Source organism: Aestuariibius sp. HNIBRBA575, assembly GCF_040932005.1.
Taxonomy (GTDB): domain Bacteria; phylum Pseudomonadota; class Alphaproteobacteria; order Rhodobacterales; family Rhodobacteraceae; genus CANLNM01.
The window spans coordinates 203,314-227,446 of the sequence record NZ_CP162414.1; the positions used below are offsets into that span (position 1 = coordinate 203,314).

Here is a 24,133-nt window from a genome sequence, read left to right on the forward strand (position 1 = left end):
GATCCTCATGAAACACGTTTTCTTTTCCACGACAGCCCTCGCGCTGGCTGTGGCTTCGCCCGTTTTTGCCGTCGAAAAATCCGAAGTTTTGACCACATATGCCGATATCGCCGTCGCAAAATACCAAGACAGCCTGACCACAGCCCAAACTTTGCAGAATGCTGTGAACGCTTTGGTTGCGGATCCTTCTGCTGAGGCGCTGCAAACCGCAAAGGATGCTTGGCTGGCTGCACGCGTGCCCTATCAGCAGACCGAAGTTTATCGTTTTGGCAATCCGATCGTGGATGATTGGGAAGGCAAAGTGAACGCTTGGCCGTTGGATGAGGGGCTAATCGACTATGTTGACGCCTCTTATGGTGGGCCAACCGATGACAATGAATTTGCCGCGTTGAACGTCATCGCCAATCCATCGTTTACATTGTCTGGCGCCCATATCGATGCGTCGAAAATCACGCCAACTCTGCTAGAGGACACATTACAAGAGGCCGATGGCGTCGAAGCGAATGTGGCAACAGGATATCACGCCATCGAGTTTCTGCTATGGGGGCAGGACCTGAATGGACATGACACCGGTGCGGGAAATCGTGAATGGACAGATTACGCATCCGGAGAAAACTGCACGAATGGCAATTGTGATCGGCGCGGCGAATATCTGATCGCGGCCACACAATTGCTGGTGTCTGATCTGGAATGGATGACCGCGCAATGGGCCACGGATGGCGCTGCGCGCGCGGGATTGACCGCTGATACAGAGGCAGGTCTGGCGGCGATCCTAACCGGGATGGGATCGCTGTCTTATGGTGAGGTCGCAGGCGAACGGATGCGTTTGGGCATGATGTTAAATGACCCAGAAGAAGAACATTCCTGTTTCGCAGACAACACCCATAACGATCACTATTACGATGGTTTGGGCGTCCAAAGCGCCTATTTGGGCGAATATATCCGCGTCGACGGATCGTTTGTTTCCGGGGCGTCATTGTCTGATCTAGTGGCCGAAACGGACGCTGATTTAGATGCAGAAATGCAAAACAAACTGGGCAGCACCATGATGTCCCTAGGCCGGATCAAAACCACCGCCGAAGCTGGGTTTGCCTATGATCAGATGCTGGAACGCGGCAATGAAGCGGGTGAAATGCTGATTATGGGCGGGGTCAATGGCTTTATTGATCAGACCCGTTCGATTGAACGTGTGGTCAGTGTTTTGAACCTAGATCAAATCGCGTTCGAAGGCTCTGACAGCTTGGATGATCCCGACGCTGTGTTCCAATAAACGCATAGGTTTTGCCGTTCAAATGAACCTTCATCATCAGAATGTTGGCGTTGAATGGCAAAACCAATTTTCAGGACAGGCAAACCAATACAGCGTCCAACAATCAATCAGAGCAGTAAATCTAAGTCCCCATGCATCTGCCGAAATCCGTTTCAGCAGCAACACAGGAAAACCAACATGAACATCAAACGGCGTCCTAACGTTTGTGGGTCGATTTACCCCACATGCCGTTGAGGTTCATGTTGACCAAAATTGGTGAAAAAATGCCCCGTCTCAATCTTCGCATCTGGTCGAAACCGAGCTCGGTTTTGTCGCTCTCTTTGATCTGCGCAACAATTGTGTTGGCCGAACCTGACACTGCCCGCCCAGCACTGGATTGGGATCTGGGTGATCCGCATCTGAACGTCATCGCGCGTACCCCCGAAGAAACGGCGCGGATTGCTGCGGTGACAGCATTTGCCACCGATTTTACCATCCCCCAGCGGTTCGAAGACAAACCCGCGGGCGCAGCCACAGTTCGGGCAATGACCAATGCGGATGCGTTTTCGCAGCCCTCGGCAAACACCACATTTGAGGGCCTGCTAGAATTTAGGGTCGGCAATGGTTTGTTCCGCAAACTTTGGGTGTCTTCACCGTCCTCGACGCTGGCCTCTGATGGGTTGGGGCCATTGTTTAATGCCCGATCCTGCCAACGCTGCCACATCAAAGACGGGCGCGGGCATCCCCCTGAAAACGCAGATGACAATTCGATTTCGATGTTCCTACGGGTTTCGATCCCCGCACCGGCTGACAGTGAAACACAGCAAATTCGCGACTATATCGCCACGCTGCCCGATCCGACCTATGGCACGCAATTGCAGGATTTCGCTGTGCAGGGCCACGCGTCGGAATACCAGCTCGCGATTAGCTATGAACCCGAAACTGTGACGTTGGCGGATGGCACGCAGGTGATCTTGCGCCATCCCAGCTATGACGCCGCAGAGTTGGGCTATGGCCCCCTACATCCCGATGCGATGCTAAGCCCACGCATCGCACCGCAGATGATTGGTTTGGGTCTGCTAGAGGCGATTCCGGCGGCAGATATCCTCGCTTTGGCGGATCCGGATGACGCGAACAATGACGGCATTTCGGGGCGACCCAATGTCGTGTGGTCGGTTGAATTTGATCAGCCGATGTTGGGTCGGTTTGGTTTAAAGGCGGGTAATCCAACGATTATGCAGCAATCTGCCGGGGCCTTTGCCGGGGATATCGGAATTTCCAATCCGCTGTTTCCGGCCGGGGCTGGCGAATGCACATCAGCGCAGGTTCGCTGCCAAACAGCCATTCACGGTGACGGGGATGATCGGGGCACTGAAATTGACGCCGAAGGGCTGAACCTTGTGACCTTTTACAGTCGAAATCTGGCCGTTCCGGCACGTCGCAATGTGGATGATCCGCAGGTTCTGCGCGGCAAACAGATATTCTATGAAACTGGCTGCACATCCTGCCACACCCCCAGTTTTGTGACCCACCGGTTATCGGATCGCCCCGAGCAAAGCTTTCAGCTGATCTGGCCCTATACGGATATGTTGTTGCATGACATGGGCCCCGGTCTGGCAGATAACCGCCCCGAAGCCCGCGCCACAGGACAAGAATGGCGTACCCCGCCGCTATGGGGGATCGGGCTGACCCAACAGGTCAGTGGCCACACCTATTTCCTGCATGATGGTCGCGCCCAATCACTGCTAGAGGCGGTGCTATGGCATGGCGGCGAGGCACAAACCCAACGGGATGCGGTCGTCGCCCTAAGTACCGAAGATCGCAGCGCATTAATCGCCTATCTGGAGAGCCTATGAGACAGGTAAGTTGGGCAATATGTTTGATCATCGCCCCATTTGTGGCCTCAGCAGACCCCAAATCCGAAATGGTGAGCCGCATCGTTTCGGACCACATTCTGCCGAGGTTTGAAATCTTGGCCGTGCATTCACAAACCTTGTCGGATGTGGCTGAACAGGAATGTCGGGCATCTTCGGTCGCGCTTAGATCAGCCTATTATGCTGCTTTTGACAGTTGGATATCCGCGAGCCATCTGCGGTTTGGGCCAACCCAGACGGACGACCGGGCATTTGCATTGGCGTTTTGGCCGGACAGTCGCGGGATAACGCCACGTGTGTTGAACGACCTGATAGACACCCAAGATCCCATCGCCAATGCGCCAGAGGATTACGCGCAGGTATCAATTGCCGGGCGGGGATTTTATGCGCTGGAATATCTGCTTTATGATGAACAATCGATTCATACAGCGGACACCGAATATCGGTGCCAATTGGTACAAACAATCGCGGCTGACATCGCTGTCACGGCGCGGGACATACACACTGATTGGCAGTCGAATTTTGCGGCGCTGATGCTTTCGCCGATGGATGACGGGCTTTATCGTTCTCAGGACGAAGTGCTGCAGGAATTGTTTAAGGCGCTTGCGACGGGGCTGCAATTCACGGCCGAAACCCGGCTTGGCCGTCCGTTAGGCACATTCGACCGCCCCCGCCCGCGCCGATCAGAGGCACGCCGATCCGGGCGTTCCGCACGTCATGTGCTGCTCAGCCTGATGGCATTGCACGATTTGGCGCAGCATCTGGCCCAGACCGACCAAGATCTGGCGGACAGATTGACCACCGGCTTTGATCGGGCGGTTTTGTTGTTGAACGCATTGGATGATCCAACCTTTGCCAGCGTGGCCGACGCGCCGACCCGTATCAAGGTCGAGATCGTCCAAAATACGGTGAATGCCATTCGTGGGATCGTGCGGGATGAACTGGGCCCGACACTTGGGGTTGCGGCAGGGTTTAACGCCTTGGACGGGGATTGACATGACAGGACGACGCCATTTCCTCGGGGGGCTGTTGGCGGCGGGATTTATGCCGTGCGTCACATGGGCCGATGCGGGATCCCCCACATTTTTGTCAGCCGCCGCCACACGGGACGGAAAATACGTCTTGTGTGGGATTGGGGCTGATCTGGCGTTGCGTTTTACGCTGCCTTTGCCCGCCCGCGGTCACGCCGCCGCCGCACATCCCACCCGCCCAGAAGCCGTGGCATTTGCCCGTCGTCCGGGCACGTTTGCAATTGTGCTGGATTGTTCGTCCGGTGCGCAATTGGCCGAGCTATCAGCCCCAGACGGGCGGCATTTTTATGGGCATGGCACATTTTCCAGCGATGGACGGTTGTTGTTCACCACGGAAAATGACTTTGAATCCGGGCGGGGGCGGATCGGGGCCTGGGATAGTGAAAACGGCTATCACCGGGTCGCTGAATGGGACAGCGGCGGGATCGGCCCACATGACATAAAGCGGCTACCTGGGACGGATGTTTTGGTGGTCGCAAACGGGGGCATCGAAACCCATCCTGACACAGGCCGAACCAAGTTGAACATCCCAACGATGGCGCCCAATCTTGCATATATCGACAACGGAACCGTCATCGAAAGCGCGGCATTGCCCGACGATATGCACAAAAATTCGATCCGGCATTTGGCGGTTAATGCACGTCACAAAGTGGCCATTGGGATGCAATGGCAGGGCGACGGACCAGCCCCTGCGCTGGTTGCAACACATCAACGCGGTCAGGCCATCCAGCTGTTATCCGCCACGCCAGATCAGACGCGACGGATGAACAATTACATTGGCAGCGTCGCCTATTCGGGGGATGGGTTACAGATTGTCGTGACCTCACCCAGAGGTGGGATGTTGCAGGTGTTTGATGTCGCAACGGGTCGGGTGGAACATGTGCTGGAACAGGTCGATATATCGGGTGTCGCGGCGTCCGGGCGCGGCTTTGTTTGCAGTGCGGGCACGGGTGAATTGGCGCAGGTTTTTGGCAACGGGGACGAAACGACGGCCCAGAATGATGTCATGTGGGATAATCACTTGATCCGGGTTTGAAACATCCGATTGTAACGGCGCAATTGTGTGATGTGGCTAGGTTCAAACAGGTTTTTGCGGCAGCGCCATGATCGCATCGACCAAACCGGGCCAGCCATAGGACGTGGTGCCCAAAGGCACGCCCAATATCAGATCCACCCCGATAAATTGCTGCGTCAGAACATTGCGCAGCCGATCCCCATGTTCGGCGGCCTCTGATGTGTTGCGATACCGGTAAACCACGGTTTGCAGCGGCTCAAATGCGCGGATCATGTGCAGGATCACAAGCGCGGCGGCCTCTGGATCATGGACCTTGAATTCGCCGGTTTTTACCCCTTCTTGGATCAAGCCCGTGACAATCGGCGCCATCATTTCCCGGATCATTCGATCAAACCGCGCAGACATGCCGATGTTTTTTTCGGCCTGCATCACATTGATGATCTGCATTTGTGGCTCAAGGTTGGATCGCTTTAGAAACTGGCCTTCGGTGGCCAGCACCGCGACCATGCGCTGTGTCACTGTTTCACTTTGATCCGCGGCAATCCCTTCTAGGGCCGTTGCAACTTGCGAAATCAATTGGTCGAGCAGGGCAAAAAACAGCGCGTCCTTGGATTCGAAATGGTGATAAAAACCGCCTTTCGACACGCCGGCTTCTTGTAGGATATCTGCCATGGTGGTGTCGTCATACCCTTTGTTGAAAAACAAATGTTGCGCGACGCTCAGCAATTGTGCCCGGCGTTCCTCGGGCTTCATGTTGGTCCGTTTTGTTTCGCTCATGGGGCTACACCTCAGGTTACCGACCTTTGGTCTGTTAACCTGCCAAGGCGTAAAAAACAACACCATTCCCAAAATGAAAGACCGCCCACAGACAAGCTGGGGCGGTCTAAGGTTGCCAACTTATCAGCGGTTTAGCCGATAATGCCGTTCAAAGTTGCGGATGGGCGCATCACTGCGGCAGTTTTGGCATCATCCGTGCGGAAATAGCCGCCCAGATCAGCGGCAGGACCCTGGGCTGCGGCCAATTCGCTGGTGATCGCTGCTTCACCGTCAACCAATGCGGTGGCGATTGGGGCAAAATGTGCGGCCAGATCGGCATCGTCGCTTTGCGCGGCCAATGCCTGTGCCCAGTAGCGCGCAAACCAATAGTGGCTGTCGCGGTTATCTGGTTCGCCAACTTTGCGGGATGGGGACCGGTTATCGTCCAAAATGCCTTGGGTTGCGGCATCGACGGCCTGACCCAAAACGCGGGCTTTTTCGTTGCCACGTGTTTCGGCCAGGAATTGCAAGCTTTCACCCAGGGCGCAGAATTCACCCAGGCTGTCCCAACGCAGGTGGTTTTCTGACTGCAATTGCTGAACATGTTTCGGGGCGGACCCACCCGCACCGGTTTCAAACAACCCACCGCCCTGCATCAATTTCACAATCGACAGCATTTTCGCGGATGTGGCCAGTTCCAGAATTGGGAACAAATCGGTCAGATAGTCGCGCAACACGTTGCCGGTGATCGCGATGGAATTGTCACCTTTGGTGATGGTTTCCAGTGATGCGCGGGTCGCAGCACGTGGGGCCATGATCGCAAATTTGTCGGCCACACCTTTGGCTTCTAGAATTGGCGTGACGTATTTGATCAGCTCTGCGTCATGGGCGCGGTTGGCGTCCAGCCAGAAAATCGCCTGGCACCCTTCGGCACGCTGACGATCGATGGCCAGATTGACCCAGTCTTCGATCGGGGCTTTGCGGGCGGATGCGGACCGCCAGATGTCGCCCGGCTGAACGTCGTGGGAATGCAGAACGGAGCCATCATCGAGGATCATTTTGACCGTTCCGGCCTCTTTGATTTCGAACGTTGTGGGGTGGGATCCGTATTCTTCGGCTTTTTGCGCCATCAGGCCAACGTTTTGAACGGTGCCTGCGGTGGCTGGGTTCAACTTGCCGTTTTCCTTAAAGAATTTGATGCTTTCGTCATAAACGGGCGCATAGGAATTATCCGGGATCACGCAATTGGTATCGGCTTCTTTGCCATCTGGGCCCCAGCCTTTGCCGCCAGCGCGGATCAGGGCGGGCATGGATGCGTCGATGATCACGTCAGATGGGACATGCAGGTTGGTGATGCCACGGTCGCTGTCGACCATATACATGGGCGGACGGGCGTTGGTGATGTCTGCGATGGCGGCCTTGATGTCGGCATTGCCGTCAACACGGGCCAGCAGATCCCCCATGCCAGAATTCGGGTTCACACCCAGCGCATCCAATTCAGCACCGAATTTTTCAAACACAGGTGCCAGCCACATTTTCACCGCGTGACCAAAGATGATCGGGTCAGACACCTTCATCATCGTGGCTTTCATGTGCAGCGAAAACAGCGTGCCTTCGGCTTTGGTTTTTTCAATCTCATCGGCCAGGAACGCATCCAATGCAGCGCCGGACATGAATGTCGCGTCAACCACGGTGCCGGCGGGATAGGTGATGCCGTCCTTAAGTACGGTTTCGCCATTAGCGGTTTCCAAAACGATTTTGGCAGTCGCTTCGTTGGCCAAAGTCGCCGAAGTTTCGTTGGAAAAGAAATCGTTGCCCGACATGGACGCAACGCGGGTTTTGCTGTCAGCGGACCAATCCCCCATCCGGTGCGGATTGTCCTGCGCGTATTTTTTAACAGCTTTGGCGGCGCGGCGATCGGAATTGCCTTCGCGCAGAACCGGGTTCACAGCCGACCCTTTGATAGTGTCGTAACGGGCGCGAATTTCTTTATCCGCGTCTGTGCTGGGCGATTCTGGATAATCGGGCAGGGCAAAACCCTGTTCCTGCAATTCCTTAACCGCAGCCACCAATTGTGGAACAGATGCCGAAATGTTTGGCAGCTTGATCACGTTGGCCTCAGGTGTTTTGACCAATTGGCCCAAAGCGGCCAGATCGTCGTTTTGACGCTGATCTTCGGTCAGGAAATCCGGGAATGTCGCAATGATGCGGCCCGCCAAAGAAATGTCTTTGGTGCCGACAACCACACCTGCCGCCGCGGCAAAGCTTTGGATGATGGGCAGGAAAGAGGCCGACGCCAGCTCTGGGGCTTCGTCAACTTTTGTGTAGATAATATCGGGATTGGTCTGATCTGACATTTTGGACACCTATCTTGAGTTTGCCTTTCCATAAGGCAAGCAAAGCGAGTCGTCCATGGCATACATTGGTATACATTCACGCAAATGGTCGCATTCCAGTGATGAAGTCTGCAATCACGCCGAAATGCGAAGGATGTTCGCCCCATCGTCAAATCACAACTGGAAAATGGCAGAAAAAATGCATCAAAAAAGAGAGGCGCGATGTTAATTATTAACCGATTACAAATTAATCAAATTTTCAACTTAGTTTAGACTCTTTGTCGGTTCCTGCTTAGGACTCTAGGACCAACTGAGGCGTAAAATCTAAATAGGTGGTTGTGTGATGACTGAGACCCGCGCTGTGCTCGATGAAATGATTGACTTTGCAAAGATTGAATTGACATCCGGAAATGCGGATCGCAAACGCGCAATGGTCAGGCGTATGGCCGAACAATGGCCATCAGAGCCCGCGTTAAGTTTGGTTTATGCCGTGACGTCAGCGACCGGCGCCATCGAAGACGAAAGCAAAAAAGACCCCGCCATCAGTCAGGGCTATCGGTTGTCTGCGTTGATTTCAGCGGATGTTCATGCGGTGCAATCCATGGGACAAAACCCGTCTTTTGCTGGGGATTTGCTGCACTTTTGGCGCCGTGTGGACCCATTATTCCTGCGGATGCAGTGATCCAAGGCCTATTGGTTAATAAACGAGTCCCTAACACTGACAGAGTGTGCTATTCGCAATCTATTCCAGGATTACGCAAAATAGTTTGGGGTTAGTTTGGGTACGGGGCTGGTTCTCGACGAAATGGTCGAGTTTGTAATTGAAGAATTGGCATCAGGGCAATCGTTTCGCGTTGCTCGGCTGGTCCGTGCGCTTGCGCGCAAGTGGCCGGGCGAAAAGGCATTGATGATCAGTTTTGCGCTGACCAATGCGGCCTCCGAATTAGAAGACCTCGTTTCTGGTGATTCCAGCGCGGCCAGCGCAGAGCGCGCCTATCGATTGGCGGCATTGGTCGCCGGTGACGTTTTGGCGATCGAAGCCATGGGGCGGGACGTGGTGCTTGGCCGGGATTTGCTACATTACTGGCGCCGGGTTGATCCGTATTTCCTGAACCTGAAGCACTGACCGTCACACCATCTGAATAACGGATTTGTCGATGGCCAGCATATAGCCGCGCCGCGCGATATTTTTCACCAACAGTTCGCTCATCATTTGATTGCCCAACGTGTCACGCAACCGTTTGATCCGGGTGGCGCCTGCGGCTTCGTCGCAATCGGATGCATCGCGGCCAGATATAACAGCTTCGATTTCGGACCCGGACAACACTTCGTCATCCATCCGTGCCTCGGCCAGTACGCTCAGCGTTTCAATCGCGGCTGTGGTCAATTTGAATTCAAAGTTGTTCAGATACACGGTGTTCTGGTCGCGTGAAATCAGTAGGGATGACACTTCGATGCCTTGGCGTTCGATCTGACCCATGCGCCGGTTCAATATGATCAGCATCACCAAAAACGCGACCGCCGCCGCCAACAAGGCAGATGCAAACACCAACAGCACAAAGATCACAAAGCGATAAGACGCCAAAGTGTCCGAAAACGCCGTGCCTGATTGTGCCAGAATTTCGAGCAATTTGATTTCAGCATTGGATGTCAGATTGTCGTTTTCCACGAACAATTGTTCGACACGCATATTAAAGGCGTTGGCGTCCGGCAGGTTCAGAAACAGCAACACCGCCGCAACCCCAAGGATCACAACGATAGCCCCAATGCCTGCAATAACAATCCGGTTGCCGGTCTGCCGCGTCTCAGTAGCGGAGGTAGAACTCGCCTGCACTGTCTCTCCTTTCCTCAAGGCCCGCATCGTCAAAAACGCCAAGCACATTGAGCAATTGCCAATTGTCCGCCGCCAAGCGCCCCCGCAATTGATCTGATGCCACAGCCGGGGTGCAGTCGCCGTTTATCTGCGCAACACCGTAATGCAGCCGAAGAGGATCGTCACGCTTTGCTTTGTAGTCGGCATAGCAATCGGCGGATGCCAGATTGGCGACCATCGTCCCACAAAGGAGCGTTAGAGAGAAAAGAGTGTGTTTCATGCGCCAAACATGCACCGGACGGGTGTTGTTATTCAATAACCTTGCATCGGATTGATCATGATAACGCCTATCACGCGGCTGATATTGGTTTGGGGCGGCGCTTGGTGCCAAATCCTTTCATCGCTTCTTGGATGACGTACATGGTTGTTGTCCCGGACATCAGAATGAAAAGGATCAGCCCAATGAAAAAGACATTGATTGCAGGCGTTTCCGCCCTTTCGATTGCCCTGTCAGGTATCACCGCAACACCAGCCATGGCCACCACAGACGAAGAACGGATCGGTCAGATCCTGTTTGGTTTGGCGGCAATTGCTGTGATCGGCAGCGCCATTCAAAACCAAAACGACCGCGAAAATCGTGACAACCGTAATGCGCGGGATGATCGGATTGACCGAAATGATCGCGCTGACTGGAATGATCGTTTTAACCGGCTGAACAATGACGAACACCATCACGGGCAATATGATCATGGCTACGACCCCGATCGGAATGATCGTGTGCGCCAGCAACGCCAGCTATCCGTCCCAAGAAGCTGCGTGCGGACCTTTACCACCCAGCGGGGGGAACGCCGGATCGCTGTCAGACGCTGTGTGGAACGCAATGTCGACAATGCCCGCCATTTGCCACGTCAATGCCGCGTTGAAATCTCTACCGATATCGGAATGCGCCGGGGATATGGCGTGCGCTGCCTGCGCCGCAACGGAGTAAGCATCAGCCGCTGATCGCGCAACGCTGCGTTCTTCCCCAGTTTTGCAGCGCGCGTAGGGGCAGAGATAGGACATGGTCTCTGCCCCTGTTTCATGGTTCCAATCCTTGGCGTTTACATTCTGGTGCCGTAAGAAAGCATATGACCAAGAGCATTCCCGATTTCCATTTTGAAACCTCTGCCTTTGAGCGGGGGTTTTTGCACATTGCGGGGGTCGACGAAGTGGGGCGCGGTCCTCTGGCAGGGCCAGTGACGGCGGCGGCCGTTATTTTGGACCCGGACAACATCCCCGACGGCCTGAATGACAGCAAACAGCTGAGCGAAAAGAAACGCCTGTTTTTGTTCGAACAGTTGTTGGAGGTCGCGGATGTGTCGATCGCCCATGCCAGCGTGCGCGAAATCGAAGAACAAAACATTCTGCGTGCATCCCATATTGCGATGATGCGGGCGGTGGCTGGGTTGCGACAAACACCCGACCACCTGCTGATTGATGGCAAACAATTGCCCCGTGGTCTGAACCTATCCGCCGATCCAATTGTCAAAGGCGACACCAAATCACTGTCCATCGCGGCGGCCTCAATTGTGGCAAAAGTTAGGCGCGATCAGATAATGGTGGATTTGGCGCAACAGCATCCCGGTTATGGATGGGAAAAAAACGCCGGTTATCCCACCCCGGCACACAAAGCGGCGCTGCTAAAACTTGGGGTGACCCCACACCATAGACGTACGTTTAAACCGGTACACAATATCTTGTATCAAGGTTAATTCTTAAGTGATTGATTCAATAAAGTTTTTGACACCGAATCGCCTCTGACTCATCATTGTCCTCAACCACAGAGCGCAAAAGCGCCGGGCATAACGAGGCAGAAATGAAAACAATGACGAAGAAAAAGAGCGCGGCGGCGCTCCCTCTAAACACGATTCTTGATGGCGATTGCATCGAGAGAATGAACAGCCTTCCCGAAGGGTCTGTGGATCTGATTTTTGCGGATCCGCCCTATAATTTGCAGCTGCGCGGCGACCTGCATCGCCCCGATAATTCCAAAGTGGACGCTGTTGACAACGATTGGGATCAGTTTTCGTCATTTGGTGCCTATGACCGTTTTACCCATGAATGGCTGACCGCTGCGCGGCGCATTTTGAAACCAAACGGTGCGATCTGGGTCATCGGATCCTATCACAACGTGTTTCGTATGGGGGCCGAGCTGCAAAACCAAGGGTTCTGGATTTTGAACGACGTTGTGTGGCGCAAATCCAACCCAATGCCGAATTTCCGTGGCAAACGCCTGACCAATGCCCATGAAACGCTGATTTGGGCGTCCAAGGCCGAAGGCGCGAAATACACGTTCAACTACGAAGCGTTGAAAGCCCTGAACGAAGGCACGCAGATGCGGTCTGATTGGGTGATCCCGATTTGCACAGGCCACGAACGTCTGAAAAACGCTGAGGGCGAAAAAGCCCACCCAACCCAAAAACCAGAAGCCCTGTTGCACCGCGTCCTGTTGGCGACAACGAATCCGGGCGATGTGGTTTTGGATCCCTTCTTTGGAACCGGGACCACGGGTGCGGTTGCCAAAATGCTGGGTCGTGATTTTATCGGCATCGAACGCGAAGCTGAATATCGTAAAGTTGCTGAAAAACGCATCAGCAAGATCCGCAAATTTGACCGCGACGCGTTGCAGGTTTCGACCTCTAAACGTGCAGAACCTCGGGTTCCGTTTGGTCAATTGGTGGAACGCGGCATGCTGCGTCCGGGCGAACAGCTTTGGTCCTTGAACGGACGTCACAAAGCCAAAGTGCGTGCAGACGGCACCCTGATTGGCGATGACATCAAAGGGTCAATCCATCAGGTCGGGGCCCATCTAGAAGGCGCGCCATCCTGCAATGGCTGGACCTATTGGGCCTTCAAACGCGAAGGCCAGATGGTGCCAATTGATCTGTTGCGTCAACAGATCCGTGCCGAAATGCGCGAGCACTAAGATCCAAACGAATTAATAAAGTTTACCGCCGGTGCCTGCGGCTACTCGTGCCGTGGCACATAACTTACCCCTGCCATTCCTTTGGGTCTGGCAGGGTTTTTTCGTAATGAAATTATGATTTTACCAGCTATCGCGGCATCGGATTTGTACCAGTTTTGTAAGCCGCCCAATCGGTGATTTCCGGATAATATTGCGCCCGCCATTTACGAACACGCGGGTTCATCACACGTCGCCAAACGGGCGGCATCATCGCGGCCATGGTCATGATCGGATAGCCAAATGGCAATTGTGGCGCGTCTTCTTCGGTATAGTTTTGCAGCAATGGGAACCGGCGATCCGGTTTATAGTGATGATCCGAATGCCGTTGCAGATTGATCAACAACCAATTCGATGCCTTATGCGCGGCATTCCAGCTGTGCCGAGGCAGAACATGTTCGTATTTTCCATCCCCCAAATGTTTGCGCGTCAGCCCGTAATGCTCGATGTAATTGACCAGCTCTAACTGCCATATCGCGGTCATCGCCTGGACCAAAAACAACACCAATCCCAGCCAGCCACCAATGACGATCGCCAGCAAAATGGCGGCGCCTTGCAATGCCCAGTAGCGCCAGAACGGGTTGGAAAAAACATGCCATGGCAATGATTTACGTGCCAACATATCCCGCTCAGCGCGAAACGACGACGTTATTGATTGCTTTAACACACGTGGGAAAAACCGGTGGAACCCTTCGTTATAGCGGGCCGTGACCGGGTCGCGCGGCGTGCCCACATAGCGGTGATGCACCAACAGATGTTCGGACCGGAAATGTGAATACAGAACGGATGCCAGCAACAAATCCCCCAACCAACGTTCCCATTTTGGTTTTTGATGCATTAATTCATGTGAATAATTGATGCCGATGGTCCCGGTCATAACCCCGATGCCAAAAAACAGCGCCCACATTTCGAAACCGGATAAATGGTCTGTGCGGGTCACGAACCAAAGGACGCCGAATAGGGTAATGTATTGTAATGGCGCCCATAAAACGGTGACCAAGCGATACCAAAACAGATCAGTTTCCGGCGTGTCCAGATCCGCATTGGTCAGGTTCAACCCGGTCAGCGCATCCAGAATTGTGAACATGTACCACGTGAATGCCGGCAAAGCTGCGATCCACCAGCCGCCCTGCGTGGCCGCCAACCAAGTCAGCGGGATCAGCAGCGTCGACAACCAAAACGGCAAAGCACTGGTCAGGTTTGCGATGGGCGATTTGGGGCTTGGATCGGTACTCATTGTGCGGCTCCGCAGGATCAACACCGGCACGCTAAACCCGTTGGTTCAATTGATCAATTGCGGCCTTTGATCGTCAAATCAAACGCCTTGCGCATCACGGTTGGCAAATCAGACGGGCGAAAATCGGATTGCGCGACAAATGCGCCGTGATCTGGTGCGCGATCCATCGGGACCAACGCGGTCATGACCCGCAATCGCAGATGGAAATGGGTGAATGTGTGACGTGCCTCTGCACCAACATCCTGCCATTCGGCGCGGATGGGCGGGCATTCTGTGGCAACGTCGCCCCATTCCGACCCGGGCCAGCCCAACATGCCGCCTAACAGACCCTTGTCGGGGCGGCGTTCCAGCAAAAACGCACCATCGACGCGGCGGGCCACATAGGCGATGCCATACCGGGTCGGTTTCGGTTTCTTGGGTGTTTTTTTCGGCAATTCAGCCTGTGTGCCTGCCAATCGCGCCGCGCAATCAGACCGCCAAGGGCATAACCCACATGCGGGGTTTTTCGGGGTACAGATCGTGGCGCCCAGATCCATCACCGCCTGTGCGTAATCGCCGGGGCGCGCCTGTGGCGTCAGATCGGCCGCTAATTTCATCAAGTCAGGTTTGGCCGCGGGCAGGGGCGTGTGAACGTCAAACATGCGGGCCATAACCCGTTCCACATTGCCATCCAGCACGGTTTCAGCCCGGTCAAACGCAATCGAAGAAATCGCCGCACCTGTATAAGGACCGATTCCCGGCAAGGTCAGCAACGCATCCAGATTATCCGGAAATTGCCCATCATGATCCGCAACCACCGCGCGGGCGCATTTCAGCAAATTACGTGCGCGCGCGTAATATCCCAGCCCGGCCCATTCGCCCATCACATCTTCGTCGCGAGCATTGGCCAGCGCCTGAACATCCGGCCAACGTGTTGTAAAACGGACGAAATAATCCTTTACGGCGGCGACGGTTGTCTGCTGTAACATGACTTCGGACAGCCAGATGCGATATGGATCGGGCATTACACCAGCCCGCCGATCCGCAGGGCCGACACGCCATGGCATGATCCGCGCATGATGGTCATACCAGTCCAATAATTCAGCGTTTAACCTCTCACGCATTCTTTATGCCCTTTTGTCGCGGTTTTGCTGGCTCTCGGCGGTGCCTCGTTTAAGATACGCCCAACATGAAGACACCGTATCGCCATAGCACCACACGTGGGTTTGCCCGGACTTCGGGCCTGTTGCAATCGCGTATCCGCGAAGCCACCGAAAGTCGCGGCTTTGCGCAGTCGCGGTTGTTGACCCATTGGGTGGAAATTGTCGGCAGCGCTGTGGCCCAAATTGCCCGCCCGGTCGAAGTGTCCTATGGTCGGGGATCCATGGGCGCGACGCTGTCATTACTGACCACCGGGGCGCAGGCACCGATGCTGGAAATGCAGAAAACCCAGATACTGGAAAAGGTGAACGCCTGTTACGGCTATCGCGCGATTTCGCGTATTCGCATCACCCAAACCGCCCCCGTTGGCTTTGCCGAAGGCCAAGCACAATTCACCCATGCCCCCAAGGCGGAAAAACGCCCTGATCCGGATGTTGTGAAAGAAGCGCAAGCTCTTGCCGATGGGGCAGGGGATGAAAAACTACGCCTTGCGCTAGAAGCGTTGGCGACCAATGTACTATCCAAGACAAAGAAACATAAGAGATAGGATTGAGACGATCATGGACAGACGATTCTTTATTGGGGCCTCTGCCCTGGCCCTTGTTGCTGGTGGTTCCTATTGGATGAGCCAATCCAAACCGCAATCGGACCTATTGCCCGGCGCCGCAAATGCCCAAGAAGCAACCGGCCCGATTGAAATTCAGGACATCGTGCTGGGTTCTGCGGATGCACCGGTGGAAATCATCGAATACGCGTCGTTCACCTGTCCACATTGCGCGAACTTCCACGCCAATCAATTCAAAGATCTGCAGCGTGAATATATCGACACCGGCAAAGTGCGGTTCATTTTCCGCGAAGTCTATTTTGACCGTCCAGGTCTGTGGGCATCTATGGTGGCCCGGTGTGGCGGCGAAATGCGGTTCCACGGAATCGTTGAATTGCTGATGGAAAAACAGGGCGAATGGGCCCGCGCCGAAAGCGCGGCTGCAATCGTTGAACAGCTGCGCACGATTGGTAAAACCGCAGGTCTGACCGACGACGCGTTGGATGCCTGTATGCAAGATGCCGGTATGGCGCAGTCTTTGGTCAATTGGTACGAAGACAACGCTGCGCGGGATCAGGTGACATCGACACCCACCCTGTTCATCAATGGTGAAAAGCACCCAAACATGAGCTTCTCTGACATGGCCGTGATTATTGACGGGCTGATTGACGCTTGATGACGACACCACTGGCTGGGCTCAAAGTTGTTGAACTTGCGCGGATTTTGGCGGGCCCTTGGGCTGGCCAACTTCTGGCGGATCTGGGTGCTGATGTCATCAAGGTCGAAAGCCCAGACGGTGATGACACCCGAAAATGGGGCCCGCCCTTTGTTGAACGCGACGGGGCGGCGGCCTATTTCCACGGTACAAACCGTGGCAAAAAATCGGTTGTGATCGATTTTCGTACACCCGACGGCAAGGCGCAATTGCTAAAGCTGTTGGCGGATGCAGATGTTGTCATCGAAAACTTTAAAGTTGGTGGTTTGGCTAAATATGGGCTGGATTATGCCAGCCTGTCTGCGCAATTCCCGCGACTGATCTATTGTTCGATCACCGGCTTTGGCCAAGATGGCCCATATGCCAAACGCGCGGGCTATGATTTCATCATTCAGGGCATGTCTGGCCTGATGTCCGTCACCGGCGAACCAGATGCGCAACCCGAAAAGGTTGGCGTCGCGGTCACAGACATTTTTACCGGGCTTTACGCGTCAAATGCCATTTTGGCCGCGATTATTCAGCGCGACCGCACGGGGGCTGGACAGCAGCTTGATCTGGCTTTGTTGGATGTGGCGACATCGGTGATGGCCAATCAGGCGATGAACTATCTTGCCTCGGGGACGGCGCCGACCCGATTGGGCAATGCCCATCCAAATATTGTGCCTTATCAGGTGTTTGACTGCGCGGATGGGTTTATCATTATCGCCGTGGGCAATGATGGTCAGTTCCGCAAATTTGTTGGGCTATTGGGACAGGAGGATCTGGCGGATGACCCACGATTTGCAACTAATCCTGCGCGGCTGGAACATCGCGAAATATTGGTGCCGATTTTGTCCGCTTTGACAATGACTTGGACCAAATCTGACCTGTTGCAAGCCTGTGAAAACGCCGGGGTTCCGGCCGGGCCGATCAATGACATGGCCGAAGTGTTTGACGACCCACATGTCAAAGCACGCGGATTGCAAATGTCATTAGATGGCGTGCCGTCGGTGCGCTGCCCGATCCGGTTTTCGGGGGCGGACTTGTCCATGGATGATCCATCCCCCAGCCTTGGCGAACATCAGGATTTGCTAAAGCCCTAACCGGCCTAAGGCAGCATCCAGCGCTGACCAATCTGCGATTTCCAACCGGACCGGCAATGTCAAAACCTGCCTGCGGAACGCATCAGGCAATCGCACGGCGTCTTTTTCCGTTGTGGCCAATTGCGCGTTTTGGGCCTGTGCCTCGGCCAGCAATCGGTTCATTAATGGTTTGGTCAAGGGTTGATGATCGCTCAGGGCTTCGCCCCGGATCACATCCGCGCCAAGGTCCCGTAAAGTGGTGAAAAATTTGTCCGGGTGGCCGATCCCGGCAAAGGCAAGCACACGCAATCCGGCCCACGGCATCCCGGTTTGCAAGGGTGCCAAATGGCCGGTCAGGTGCGGCAATGTATCGGGCAGTTTGGCGCCCCAAACTTGGGTGAACCGGGTTTGCATGCGATCCGGCCCGATGGACAGCAATATATCCCCACGCCCCAGCCCGGCCGACACTTTTTCACGCAACGGTCCGGCAGGAATGCACCGCCCATTGCCAAAGCCTTTGGCGGCGTCGACCACAATCAGCGACAGATCCTTGGCGATGGTCGGATTTTGAAACCCATCATCCAATAGGATCACATCCGCACCGGCCTGCTGCGCGGCCTGTGCACCATCAGCGCGGTTTTTGGCGACCCAAGTGGGGGCAAACGCGGCCAAAAGCAGCGGTTCATCCCCGGTATCACCGGCGTTATGTTTGGTTTCATCCACACGAATGGGACCCGTCAACGTGCCGCCATGTCCGCGTGTGACCACATGGGGCACGCGCCCCCGCGCGATCAACCGTTGGATCAACGCAATGGTGGTTGGGGTTTTTCCTGTGCCACCGGCATTGATATTTCCGATGCAAATAACAGGAATATCTGGATGGATATCCGCCGGTTTCTGGATCCTGCGGGCCGTTGCGGCGCCATATAACATCCCAATCGGGGTCAGAAGTCGCGCAGTCAAACCTGGCTTGTCTGGGGGCAGATGCCAAAACGACGGCGTGCGCATTACACGTCCTCCGCTTCGTCGAGCAGGGCCACGATCAGCTCAATCACCCGGTTGGTGACGGCCGCGCCGGACGCCGCGACCTCCCATCCGCCCAACGCCATTTCGGCCGATCTGTCAGGTGCAAGCAGCGCCTCGACCGCTTCGCCCAAATCCAGCGCATCGCGCACCAACCGCGCAGCGCCGCGTTCGGCGAGCTTGCGAAACGATGACGCGCGATCATTGACGCGCGGACCGTGCAATATGGCCGATCCAAGCGCCGCGGCCTCCATCGGTGAGTGGCAGACCCCACTGGTCAAAGTGCCGCCGAAAAAGGTGATCGGTGACAGTCGCAGCCAGAGCCCGTCTTCGTCTTCGAAGTCGGTCACGTAGATCTGAGTGGAATCGGTTGGATCATCCCCGTGTGATCGCACCGCGACATTCAAACCACCCTGACGCAGCAATGCGAGGCTGGATTCTGTGATGTCCGGGGTTGTAGGGCGCATCAGCAATAACAAGCGCGGTGCGCGGCGACTGGCCGCCAGATGCGCCTGAGCAATGAACCGGAATTCGCTTTCGGGGACATTCATCGCCAACCAAACCGGACGTGACCCGACCAGCGATGACATTTCAGAAAACTCGGCCTCATTGCAGGTCAGCGGCAGTGTTTCGCTGTGCAATTTGCCCAAAGCATCAATTTTATTGGCCGCCACACCCGTGCGCCGCAAACGTTGAACCGCGCCATCATCAGCGGCGATAATGTGTACAAATCCATCCAGCAGGGCGCGCATTACCCCCGGAATCCACCGCCCCGACGTCAAAGACAGATCATTGTTGCGCGCATTGATCAAAATACGCGGGATGTTTAACGCATCCGCCTCAGCCAAAAAAGAAGGTTGCAACCTGCCATGGGTCCAGATCAGCAAGTCAGGCTGGGTTTTCACCAAAAAACGGGCAATTTCGCCGCGATTTTCGGCCGGTTCCGGCTGGATCGTAATCCGAGGGTGGTCGCTGTTGGGGCAGTTTCGGGCGGGGCCGATGATGGTCAACGACGGCGGCGGCCCGGACAGCAGAAATTCATCCGCACAGATACGTTGCCCCAAACTGCAAATGGCAGGCAAATCCCCCCAACTGGTCAGGTGGATGCAAATCACCGGCCCTGCCGTTCGGTTTTTTTCGCTTAGACTTGGCGTCGCGACGGTTTGTTTGCGACGCAACGCCATCAGCGCTTGGAGCGGCAGGGATTTGGACATGGGCGGGACCGTTTATCCGAGTTCTTCGGTCGGCGACACTTCGGTTTCTTCGTCACGTAGACGGTGAATATGGGCGATGAAATACCGCATATGGGCATTGTCGACGGTGCGTTGCGCTTCGGATTTCCAGGCGTCATAGGCCGAGGCATAATCGGGGAACATGCCAACGATATGGATGTCGTCGATATCTTTGAACGCGTTCTGGCTTGGGTCGATCAATTCACCGCCAAAGACAAGATGCAAACGTTGGGCCATAGGGGAACTCCGGCTGTGGTTAGGGTTAGGGGCAACCTACGCGTTTACCCAACAGGGTCAAGGGATTGGACCGTAGCGCCAGAGGGCGGTCACCGTTGGGTTGTGCCATAAGGGTTTGTAAATAAACGGGTATTAACGCAGTTGCGACAAAAGCTGCGGATGGATCGCGCCCGCCGCCAGCACGCCATTCAACTGTGGATGCGGATTATTATAGCGCAGTTCAGACCCGGTGCGATCCGTGGATGTGCCGGTGGCTTCGGAAACGATCAGGCCCCCTGCGGCGATGTCCCATTCCCAACTGGGGCGCAGCGTGATCATCGCATCAAATCGACCGCTTGCCACCAGACATAACCGATAGGCCAGCGAGGATCGGAAATGTGGTTTCACCGGTGGGGTGCCATTTTTCCAGTTTTTGTCGGCAAAGTTCGGTTTGGCCGCCAGAACGCTGGTTTCGGATAGGTCGGTTTGTTGGGACGCCGCAATCGGTGTGCCGTTTAACGTCGCACCCCGGCCCAATTCTGCGGCATAAATTTCATCGCGCAGGGGCAGATAGACCACTGCATGTGTGACCACGCCACCTTGGGCAATGGCGATGGAATGGGACCAATCCTTGGATTTCTGGATAAAGGCCCGCGTGCCATCGATCGGGTCGATGATGAATTGTTTGTCGGTGTGCAGCCGGTCGGCATTGTCTTCGGACTCTTCAGACAGCCAGCCGTAATCGGGGCGTGATGACAGCAATTCGGCCTTTAACGTGCGGTCGACTTCTAGATCGGCCTCGGTCACGGGGCCTGCATTGCCGGGTTTGTCCCAGATTTCTGGGGCCGCGTGGAAATGCCGGGTCGCGATGCGCCCGGCTGTTTCCGCCACGTCCAACAAAAGCTGTAGATTCTTACTCACCAGCAAGGGTCAATCCGTCGATCAGCAGCGATGGCACAACACGGCTAAGGTGCGTTTGCGCGTCATTGGCTGGGATGATCCGCTGCAACATATCGCGCAGGTTTCCGGCAATGGTGCATTCGTTCACCGTATGGCTGATTTCGCCGTTTTCCACCCAAAGCCCCGCGGCCCCGCGGGAATAATCGCCGGTATTGGGATTGATGGTCGATCCGATCATTGATGTGACCAACAGGCCTGTGCCCATGTCGCGGATCAGGTCGTCGCGGCTGGCGGTGCCTTGGGTCAGCGCCACGTTGGACACGGACGGCCCAGGAGGCGACGCCGTGCCGCGCGCCGCGTTGCCAGTGGATTGCAGCCCCAATTGACGTGCCGTGGCCAGATCAAGCGTCCATGTGGTCAAGCGGCCATTTTCAACAATGGCACGTGATTGCGTTGGCAGGCCTTCGCCATCAAACGGGCGGGACGCGCCGGTGCGTTTGCGATGCGGATCTTCGATCAGGGACAAATGGTCGGGCAGAACCTGTTCACCCATGGCATCCCGCAAAAACGAAGCCCCGCGCGCGATGGCAATCCCATTGATCGCCGCCAGCAAATGCCCAATCAGCGAAGAAGCAACCCGTTCGTCAAACAACACCGGATAAGTCCCGGTTTTGGGTTTGCGGGCATCCAGCCGGGCCACAGCGCGTTCCCCGGCACTGACCCCAATTTCGGTTGCGTCCGTTAGATCAGACTGAAAAATACGGCTGTCATGGTCATAGTCGCGTTCCATGCCAGCACCCGTCCCGGCAATCGCAACACAGGAAATCGCCCGGTTAGAGCGTTGATATCCTGCGGAAAATCCGTTGGTGGCAGCCATATGGATGCGATTGCGTCCATAGCCCGCACTGGCTGATTGCACCTGTGTGACGCCAGAAATGCCCGCAGCAGCGGCTTCAGCGCGCAGCGCATCATCCTGCAACATTTGCGGATCGGGTTCGTCGGAGGGGTCGAACAATTCCAGCGCGTCGGTGTCATAATCTGTCACCAGCTGCGATGGATCGGCCAGCCCGGCATAGGGGTCTTCTGGGGCTTCTTTGGCCATGGCCACCGCACGGGCGGCCATTTCGTCAATGGTGCGGGTTGAAATGTCAGAGGCAGACACACAGGCCTGCCGCTGACCGATCAGAACCCGCAGCCCGATATCGATCCCTTCGGACCGGTCTGCGTGTTCCAATTTGCCGTCCAGCACGTCGATGGACAGGGATGTTCCTTCGACGGCCATGGCATCTGCGGTGTCGGCGCCGGCCTTGCGGGCGGCGTCCAACAATTGGCCGGTCAGGGCGCTGAGCGAAATCTCGGTCATTCCAGATCCTTTTCTTTCAGACCGAATTAGTGCCCCAGCCCCCAACCTGCAAGCATTGCGTTAGCGGATGCGTTGTCCGTTCACGATGACATGGCCTTCTGCGTTGACTTCAAGCTCGGTTGCGACGGCGTCGTCACCGGTGGCTTGGGTGAACATTGCCAGACCCATCCGGGCGGCCATTGCGTCCTCGGCGGCCAACACGCCCATTTCGATCAACGTATCCACCAATTGGTTATAACCAGTGATTTCCGCCTCGGCGCGGCCTTCTGGGCGGGGGAAACCACCCATTGTGACCATGTCGGTCATGTCCAGGGTAAACGCGCCATTTGCCACCAATGCGGCCCCAGCCGCGCTGAGGTTCAGGGCGTCCAGTTTGACCGTTTCAATATCAAAGAAGGCAAGCGGATCATCCGCTTGGTTCGCCAGCGCCATCACACCGTTGAAGTCGAGCAAATCCTGTTTCAGGATCACGTCCGCGCCCAGATCAATGGTGAAATCGATGGGGTCACGGGCAATCAGTTCGGATGGGTCAACCAAACGCCAGATGTCTTCGTTTACGGTGATGTCGGTGATCGACACCATGTAGCGGAAATCCTGCGCGGCGATGTCGGCTTGAATGGGGATGTCGAACGCATAAGACCCCTGCGGGATTGCGAGGTCGATGTCCATCGGCATGAATTCAGGCATTCCGATTTTGGCGGTGATATCTGCAAACGCACCATCAAAGCTAAGCCCGTCCGCCCCAAAAGACAGCGATTGTTGGGTTGCGCCCATACGTTGGTCTTGGTTCATCACCATGCCACTGACGTCACGACCGCTTACAAGTGTGGTGGAGGAGGCGGATGTCGCATCCATTTGGATCGCCAGACCGGCGCGGATTGCGCTGGCGATGTTCATGTAATCCAGCGGCATATCCGGGATCGAAATCAGGCTGCGGCTCTGCGTATCACGGGTTTGACCGGTTTGGGTTTGATCCAGACCATCTGGACCAGACATGTGGAATGTATAGTTCATTTCCTCGAGTTTGTAGGTCATTTCGATGTTGGTCAGATCAGCGTTCACAATCCGGGTGACTGAATTGCCGTTGCGCTGATTGCCGGACAATTCAAACACAAAGGGAAGGTCTTCGACGTCGCTGGTCAGGTCCAGATCGGCGATTTCAAAGGTGATTTCATCATATGTGCTGGTCAGGGTCATGTCGTCGGGCGCGCCTGTGACCACGGTGACCAACCCGGAAGAGGTCGTCAGGATCTGACCGGTGACGGTTACATCATCATCGGGGCCAAATATCCCAAAGAAGTTGATCGCGCCTGCACCCGGAACGTCAATATTCAGCGACCCATCGCTGTTTTCGGTCAATGTGAACGGGCCGGTGCGCAATGTGATTTCACCAAAATCCATCGGCAGAACGATTTCTGCGCTGATGTCGGACCACGTTACAACATTGCCGTCACGGGCTTGGTTTACGGTCAGGTTCACCCCGAATTGGGCATAGGAATCTTGGTAATAAGACCACAAATCATCGGCGGTCACGTCAGCCAAAGCTGGGGTTGCGATGATCAGGGGCAGGATGGCGGCGGAACTAAAAAGACGGGTCAATGGAGTGTCCTGTGGTAAAATGCTAAAG

At 55.4% G+C, this 24,133-nt stretch carries 24 protein-coding genes; 12 read left to right on the top strand and 12 right to left on the bottom strand.

Annotated elements, in window-relative coordinates; all coding sequences use genetic code 11:
- The first annotated feature begins 7 nt into the window (after nucleotides 1-7).
- The 4 genes from AB1F12_RS01030 to AB1F12_RS01045 all read left to right on the top strand — a co-directional run bounded on the left by AB1F12_RS01030 (nucleotide 8) and on the right by AB1F12_RS01045 (nucleotide 5,190).
- Nucleotides 8-1,270: an imelysin family protein gene (locus AB1F12_RS01030; protein WP_368185919.1), complete on the top strand. Its 1,263-nt coding sequence runs from the start codon at nucleotides 8-10 to the stop codon at nucleotides 1,268-1,270.
- A 263-nt stretch (nucleotides 1,271-1,533) separates the two neighbouring features.
- Nucleotides 1,534-3,105, top strand: a complete 1,572-nt coding sequence (locus AB1F12_RS01035; protein ID WP_368185921.1) for a di-heme oxidoredictase family protein — start codon at nucleotides 1,534-1,536, stop codon at nucleotides 3,103-3,105.
- Nucleotides 3,102-4,118: an imelysin family protein gene (locus tag AB1F12_RS01040; protein WP_368185924.1), complete on the top strand. Its 1,017-nt coding sequence runs from the start codon at nucleotides 3,102-3,104 to the stop codon at nucleotides 4,116-4,118. The genes AB1F12_RS01035 and AB1F12_RS01040 overlap by 4 nt, the downstream gene beginning before the upstream one ends.
- Nucleotide 4,119: 1 nt before the next feature.
- Nucleotides 4,120-5,190, top strand: coding sequence for a DUF1513 domain-containing protein (locus AB1F12_RS01045; protein ID WP_368185925.1), 1,071 nt, complete (start codon nucleotides 4,120-4,122; stop codon nucleotides 5,188-5,190).
- Between the two features lie 42 nt (nucleotides 5,191-5,232).
- Here AB1F12_RS01045 and AB1F12_RS01050 read toward each other — a convergent pair whose 3' ends face one another.
- Nucleotides 5,233-5,946, bottom strand: a complete 714-nt coding sequence (locus AB1F12_RS01050; RefSeq protein WP_368185927.1) for a TetR/AcrR family transcriptional regulator — start codon at nucleotides 5,944-5,946, stop codon at nucleotides 5,233-5,235.
- Between the two features lie 131 nt (nucleotides 5,947-6,077).
- Entirely contained in the window at nucleotides 6,078-8,282 is a 2,205-nt protein-coding gene (locus AB1F12_RS01055; protein WP_368185928.1) for an NADP-dependent isocitrate dehydrogenase, read from the bottom strand.
- Nucleotides 8,283-8,604: 322 nt separating this feature from the next.
- Here AB1F12_RS01055 and AB1F12_RS01060 point away from each other — a divergent pair, with 322 nt between their 5' ends.
- Entirely contained in the window at nucleotides 8,605-8,943 is a 339-nt protein-coding gene (locus tag AB1F12_RS01060; RefSeq protein ID WP_368185930.1) for a hypothetical protein, read from the top strand.
- Nucleotides 8,944-9,066: 123 nt separating this feature from the next.
- Entirely contained in the window at nucleotides 9,067-9,387 is a 321-nt protein-coding gene (locus AB1F12_RS01065; RefSeq protein ID WP_368185931.1) for a hypothetical protein, read from the top strand.
- A 3-nt stretch (nucleotides 9,388-9,390) separates the two neighbouring features.
- On the opposite strand, the gene AB1F12_RS01070 is transcribed toward AB1F12_RS01065, so the two are convergent.
- Nucleotides 9,391-10,095, bottom strand: a complete 705-nt coding sequence (locus tag AB1F12_RS01070; RefSeq protein ID WP_368185932.1) for a transcriptional regulator — start codon at nucleotides 10,093-10,095, stop codon at nucleotides 9,391-9,393.
- The gene (locus tag AB1F12_RS01075; protein WP_368185933.1) at nucleotides 10,067-10,354 is read right to left on the bottom strand and encodes a hypothetical protein; all 288 of its coding nucleotides are present in this window, start codon (nucleotides 10,352-10,354) and stop codon (nucleotides 10,067-10,069) included. Before AB1F12_RS01075 ends, AB1F12_RS01070 begins: the two co-directional genes overlap by 29 nt.
- 182 nt (nucleotides 10,355-10,536) lie before the next feature.
- Between AB1F12_RS01075 and AB1F12_RS01080 the strand changes: the two genes are divergently transcribed.
- The 3 genes from AB1F12_RS01080 to AB1F12_RS01090 all read left to right on the top strand — a co-directional run bounded on the left by AB1F12_RS01080 (nucleotide 10,537) and on the right by AB1F12_RS01090 (nucleotide 13,039).
- Nucleotides 10,537-11,076, top strand: coding sequence for a hypothetical protein (locus AB1F12_RS01080; RefSeq protein WP_368185934.1), 540 nt, complete (start codon nucleotides 10,537-10,539; stop codon nucleotides 11,074-11,076).
- A gap of 125 nt (nucleotides 11,077-11,201) precedes the next feature.
- Complete coding sequence (locus tag AB1F12_RS01085) at nucleotides 11,202-11,825, top strand: ribonuclease HII (RefSeq protein WP_368185935.1); 624 nt, start codon at nucleotides 11,202-11,204, stop codon at nucleotides 11,823-11,825.
- A 104-nt stretch (nucleotides 11,826-11,929) separates the two neighbouring features.
- On the top strand, nucleotides 11,930-13,039 hold the full coding sequence (locus AB1F12_RS01090) for a site-specific DNA-methyltransferase (RefSeq protein WP_368185936.1): 1,110 nt from the start codon (nucleotides 11,930-11,932) through the stop codon (nucleotides 13,037-13,039).
- 127 nt (nucleotides 13,040-13,166) lie between these two features.
- On the opposite strand, the gene AB1F12_RS01095 is transcribed toward AB1F12_RS01090, so the two are convergent.
- Together AB1F12_RS01095 and mutY are read right to left on the bottom strand one after the other, a co-directional pair.
- Entirely contained in the window at nucleotides 13,167-14,312 is a 1,146-nt protein-coding gene (locus AB1F12_RS01095) for an alkane 1-monooxygenase (protein ID WP_368185937.1), read from the bottom strand.
- A gap of 53 nt (nucleotides 14,313-14,365) precedes the next feature.
- Complete coding sequence (gene mutY, locus AB1F12_RS01100; RefSeq protein WP_368185938.1) at nucleotides 14,366-15,415, bottom strand: A/G-specific adenine glycosylase; 1,050 nt, start codon at nucleotides 15,413-15,415, stop codon at nucleotides 14,366-14,368.
- Between the two features lie 65 nt (nucleotides 15,416-15,480).
- Between mutY and AB1F12_RS01105 the strand changes: the two genes are divergently transcribed.
- From AB1F12_RS01105 to AB1F12_RS01115, 3 genes are read left to right on the top strand one after another with little or no spacing between them, the layout of a single operon-like run.
- Nucleotides 15,481-15,999: a DUF721 domain-containing protein gene (locus AB1F12_RS01105; RefSeq protein WP_368185939.1), complete on the top strand. Its 519-nt coding sequence runs from the start codon at nucleotides 15,481-15,483 to the stop codon at nucleotides 15,997-15,999.
- Between the two features lie 13 nt (nucleotides 16,000-16,012).
- Nucleotides 16,013-16,672: a DsbA family protein gene (locus AB1F12_RS01110; protein WP_368185940.1), complete on the top strand. Its 660-nt coding sequence runs from the start codon at nucleotides 16,013-16,015 to the stop codon at nucleotides 16,670-16,672.
- Nucleotides 16,672-17,793 carry a CaiB/BaiF CoA transferase family protein gene (locus AB1F12_RS01115; protein WP_368185942.1) on the top strand — a complete coding sequence of 374 codons (1,122 nt, stop codon included), beginning with the start codon at nucleotides 16,672-16,674 and terminating at the stop codon, nucleotides 17,791-17,793. Before AB1F12_RS01110 ends, AB1F12_RS01115 begins: the two co-directional genes overlap by 1 nt.
- Here AB1F12_RS01115 and lpxK read toward each other — a convergent pair.
- The 6 genes from lpxK to AB1F12_RS01145 all read right to left on the bottom strand — a co-directional run bounded on the left by lpxK (nucleotide 17,782) and on the right by AB1F12_RS01145 (nucleotide 24,105).
- Nucleotides 17,782-18,780 (bottom strand): tetraacyldisaccharide 4'-kinase, encoded by a 999-nt coding sequence (lpxK, locus tag AB1F12_RS01120; protein ID WP_368185944.1) that lies wholly within the window; start codon nucleotides 18,778-18,780, stop codon nucleotides 17,782-17,784. The genes AB1F12_RS01115 and lpxK overlap by 12 nt on opposite strands.
- Nucleotides 18,780-20,009: a 3-deoxy-D-manno-octulosonic acid transferase gene (locus AB1F12_RS01125; protein ID WP_368185946.1), complete on the bottom strand. Its 1,230-nt coding sequence runs from the start codon at nucleotides 20,007-20,009 to the stop codon at nucleotides 18,780-18,782. The genes lpxK and AB1F12_RS01125 overlap by 1 nt, the downstream gene beginning before the upstream one ends.
- Before the next feature lie 12 nt (nucleotides 20,010-20,021).
- Nucleotides 20,022-20,264 (bottom strand): DUF4170 domain-containing protein, encoded by a 243-nt coding sequence (locus AB1F12_RS01130; RefSeq protein WP_368185947.1) that lies wholly within the window; start codon nucleotides 20,262-20,264, stop codon nucleotides 20,022-20,024.
- Between the two features lie 132 nt (nucleotides 20,265-20,396).
- Nucleotides 20,397-21,164 carry a 3'(2'),5'-bisphosphate nucleotidase CysQ gene (locus AB1F12_RS01135; protein ID WP_368185949.1) on the bottom strand — a complete coding sequence of 256 codons (768 nt, stop codon included), beginning with the start codon at nucleotides 21,162-21,164 and terminating at the stop codon, nucleotides 20,397-20,399.
- Complete coding sequence (locus AB1F12_RS01140) at nucleotides 21,157-22,506, bottom strand: TldD/PmbA family protein (protein WP_368185951.1); 1,350 nt, start codon at nucleotides 22,504-22,506, stop codon at nucleotides 21,157-21,159. Before AB1F12_RS01140 ends, AB1F12_RS01135 begins: the two co-directional genes overlap by 8 nt.
- 60 nt (nucleotides 22,507-22,566) lie before the next feature.
- The gene (locus AB1F12_RS01145) at nucleotides 22,567-24,105 is read right to left on the bottom strand and encodes a hypothetical protein (protein ID WP_368185953.1); all 1,539 of its coding nucleotides are present in this window, start codon (nucleotides 24,103-24,105) and stop codon (nucleotides 22,567-22,569) included.
- Between the last annotated feature and the right edge of the window lie 28 nt (nucleotides 24,106-24,133).

Excerpts from the sequence above, each read along its gene's own strand:
- AB1F12_RS01030 (WP_368185919.1), top strand. The coding sequence starts at position 8 with ATGAAACACGTTTTCTTTTCCACGACAGCCCTCGCGCTGGCTGTGGCT.
- AB1F12_RS01035 (WP_368185921.1), top strand. The coding sequence starts at position 1,534 with ATGCCCCGTCTCAATCTTCGCATCTGGTCGAAACCGAGCTCGGTTTTG.
- AB1F12_RS01040 (WP_368185924.1), top strand. The coding sequence starts at position 3,102 with ATGAGACAGGTAAGTTGGGCAATATGTTTGATCATCGCCCCATTTGTG.
- AB1F12_RS01045 (WP_368185925.1), top strand. The coding sequence starts at position 4,120 with ATGACAGGACGACGCCATTTCCTCGGGGGGCTGTTGGCGGCGGGATTT.
- AB1F12_RS01050 (WP_368185927.1), bottom strand. The coding sequence starts at position 5,946 with ATGAGCGAAACAAAACGGACCAACATGAAGCCCGAGGAACGCCGGGCA.
- AB1F12_RS01055 (WP_368185928.1), bottom strand. The coding sequence starts at position 8,282 with ATGTCAGATCAGACCAATCCCGATATTATCTACACAAAAGTTGACGAA.
- AB1F12_RS01060 (WP_368185930.1), top strand. The coding sequence starts at position 8,605 with ATGACTGAGACCCGCGCTGTGCTCGATGAAATGATTGACTTTGCAAAG.
- AB1F12_RS01065 (WP_368185931.1), top strand. The coding sequence starts at position 9,067 with ATGGTCGAGTTTGTAATTGAAGAATTGGCATCAGGGCAATCGTTTCGC.
- AB1F12_RS01075 (WP_368185933.1), bottom strand. The coding sequence starts at position 10,354 with ATGAAACACACTCTTTTCTCTCTAACGCTCCTTTGTGGGACGATGGTC.
- AB1F12_RS01080 (WP_368185934.1), top strand. The coding sequence starts at position 10,537 with ATGAAAAAGACATTGATTGCAGGCGTTTCCGCCCTTTCGATTGCCCTG.
- AB1F12_RS01085 (WP_368185935.1), top strand. The coding sequence starts at position 11,202 with ATGACCAAGAGCATTCCCGATTTCCATTTTGAAACCTCTGCCTTTGAG.
- AB1F12_RS01090 (WP_368185936.1), top strand. The coding sequence starts at position 11,930 with ATGAAAACAATGACGAAGAAAAAGAGCGCGGCGGCGCTCCCTCTAAAC.
- AB1F12_RS01095 (WP_368185937.1), bottom strand. The coding sequence starts at position 14,312 with ATGAGTACCGATCCAAGCCCCAAATCGCCCATCGCAAACCTGACCAGT.
- mutY (WP_368185938.1), bottom strand. The coding sequence starts at position 15,415 with ATGCGTGAGAGGTTAAACGCTGAATTATTGGACTGGTATGACCATCAT.
- AB1F12_RS01105 (WP_368185939.1), top strand. The coding sequence starts at position 15,481 with ATGAAGACACCGTATCGCCATAGCACCACACGTGGGTTTGCCCGGACT.
- AB1F12_RS01110 (WP_368185940.1), top strand. The coding sequence starts at position 16,013 with ATGGACAGACGATTCTTTATTGGGGCCTCTGCCCTGGCCCTTGTTGCT.
- AB1F12_RS01115 (WP_368185942.1), top strand. The coding sequence starts at position 16,672 with ATGACGACACCACTGGCTGGGCTCAAAGTTGTTGAACTTGCGCGGATT.
- lpxK (WP_368185944.1), bottom strand. The coding sequence starts at position 18,780 with ATGCGCACGCCGTCGTTTTGGCATCTGCCCCCAGACAAGCCAGGTTTG.
- AB1F12_RS01125 (WP_368185946.1), bottom strand. The coding sequence starts at position 20,009 with ATGTCCAAATCCCTGCCGCTCCAAGCGCTGATGGCGTTGCGTCGCAAA.
- AB1F12_RS01130 (WP_368185947.1), bottom strand. The coding sequence starts at position 20,264 with ATGGCCCAACGTTTGCATCTTGTCTTTGGCGGTGAATTGATCGACCCA.
- AB1F12_RS01140 (WP_368185951.1), bottom strand. The coding sequence starts at position 22,506 with ATGACCGAGATTTCGCTCAGCGCCCTGACCGGCCAATTGTTGGACGCC.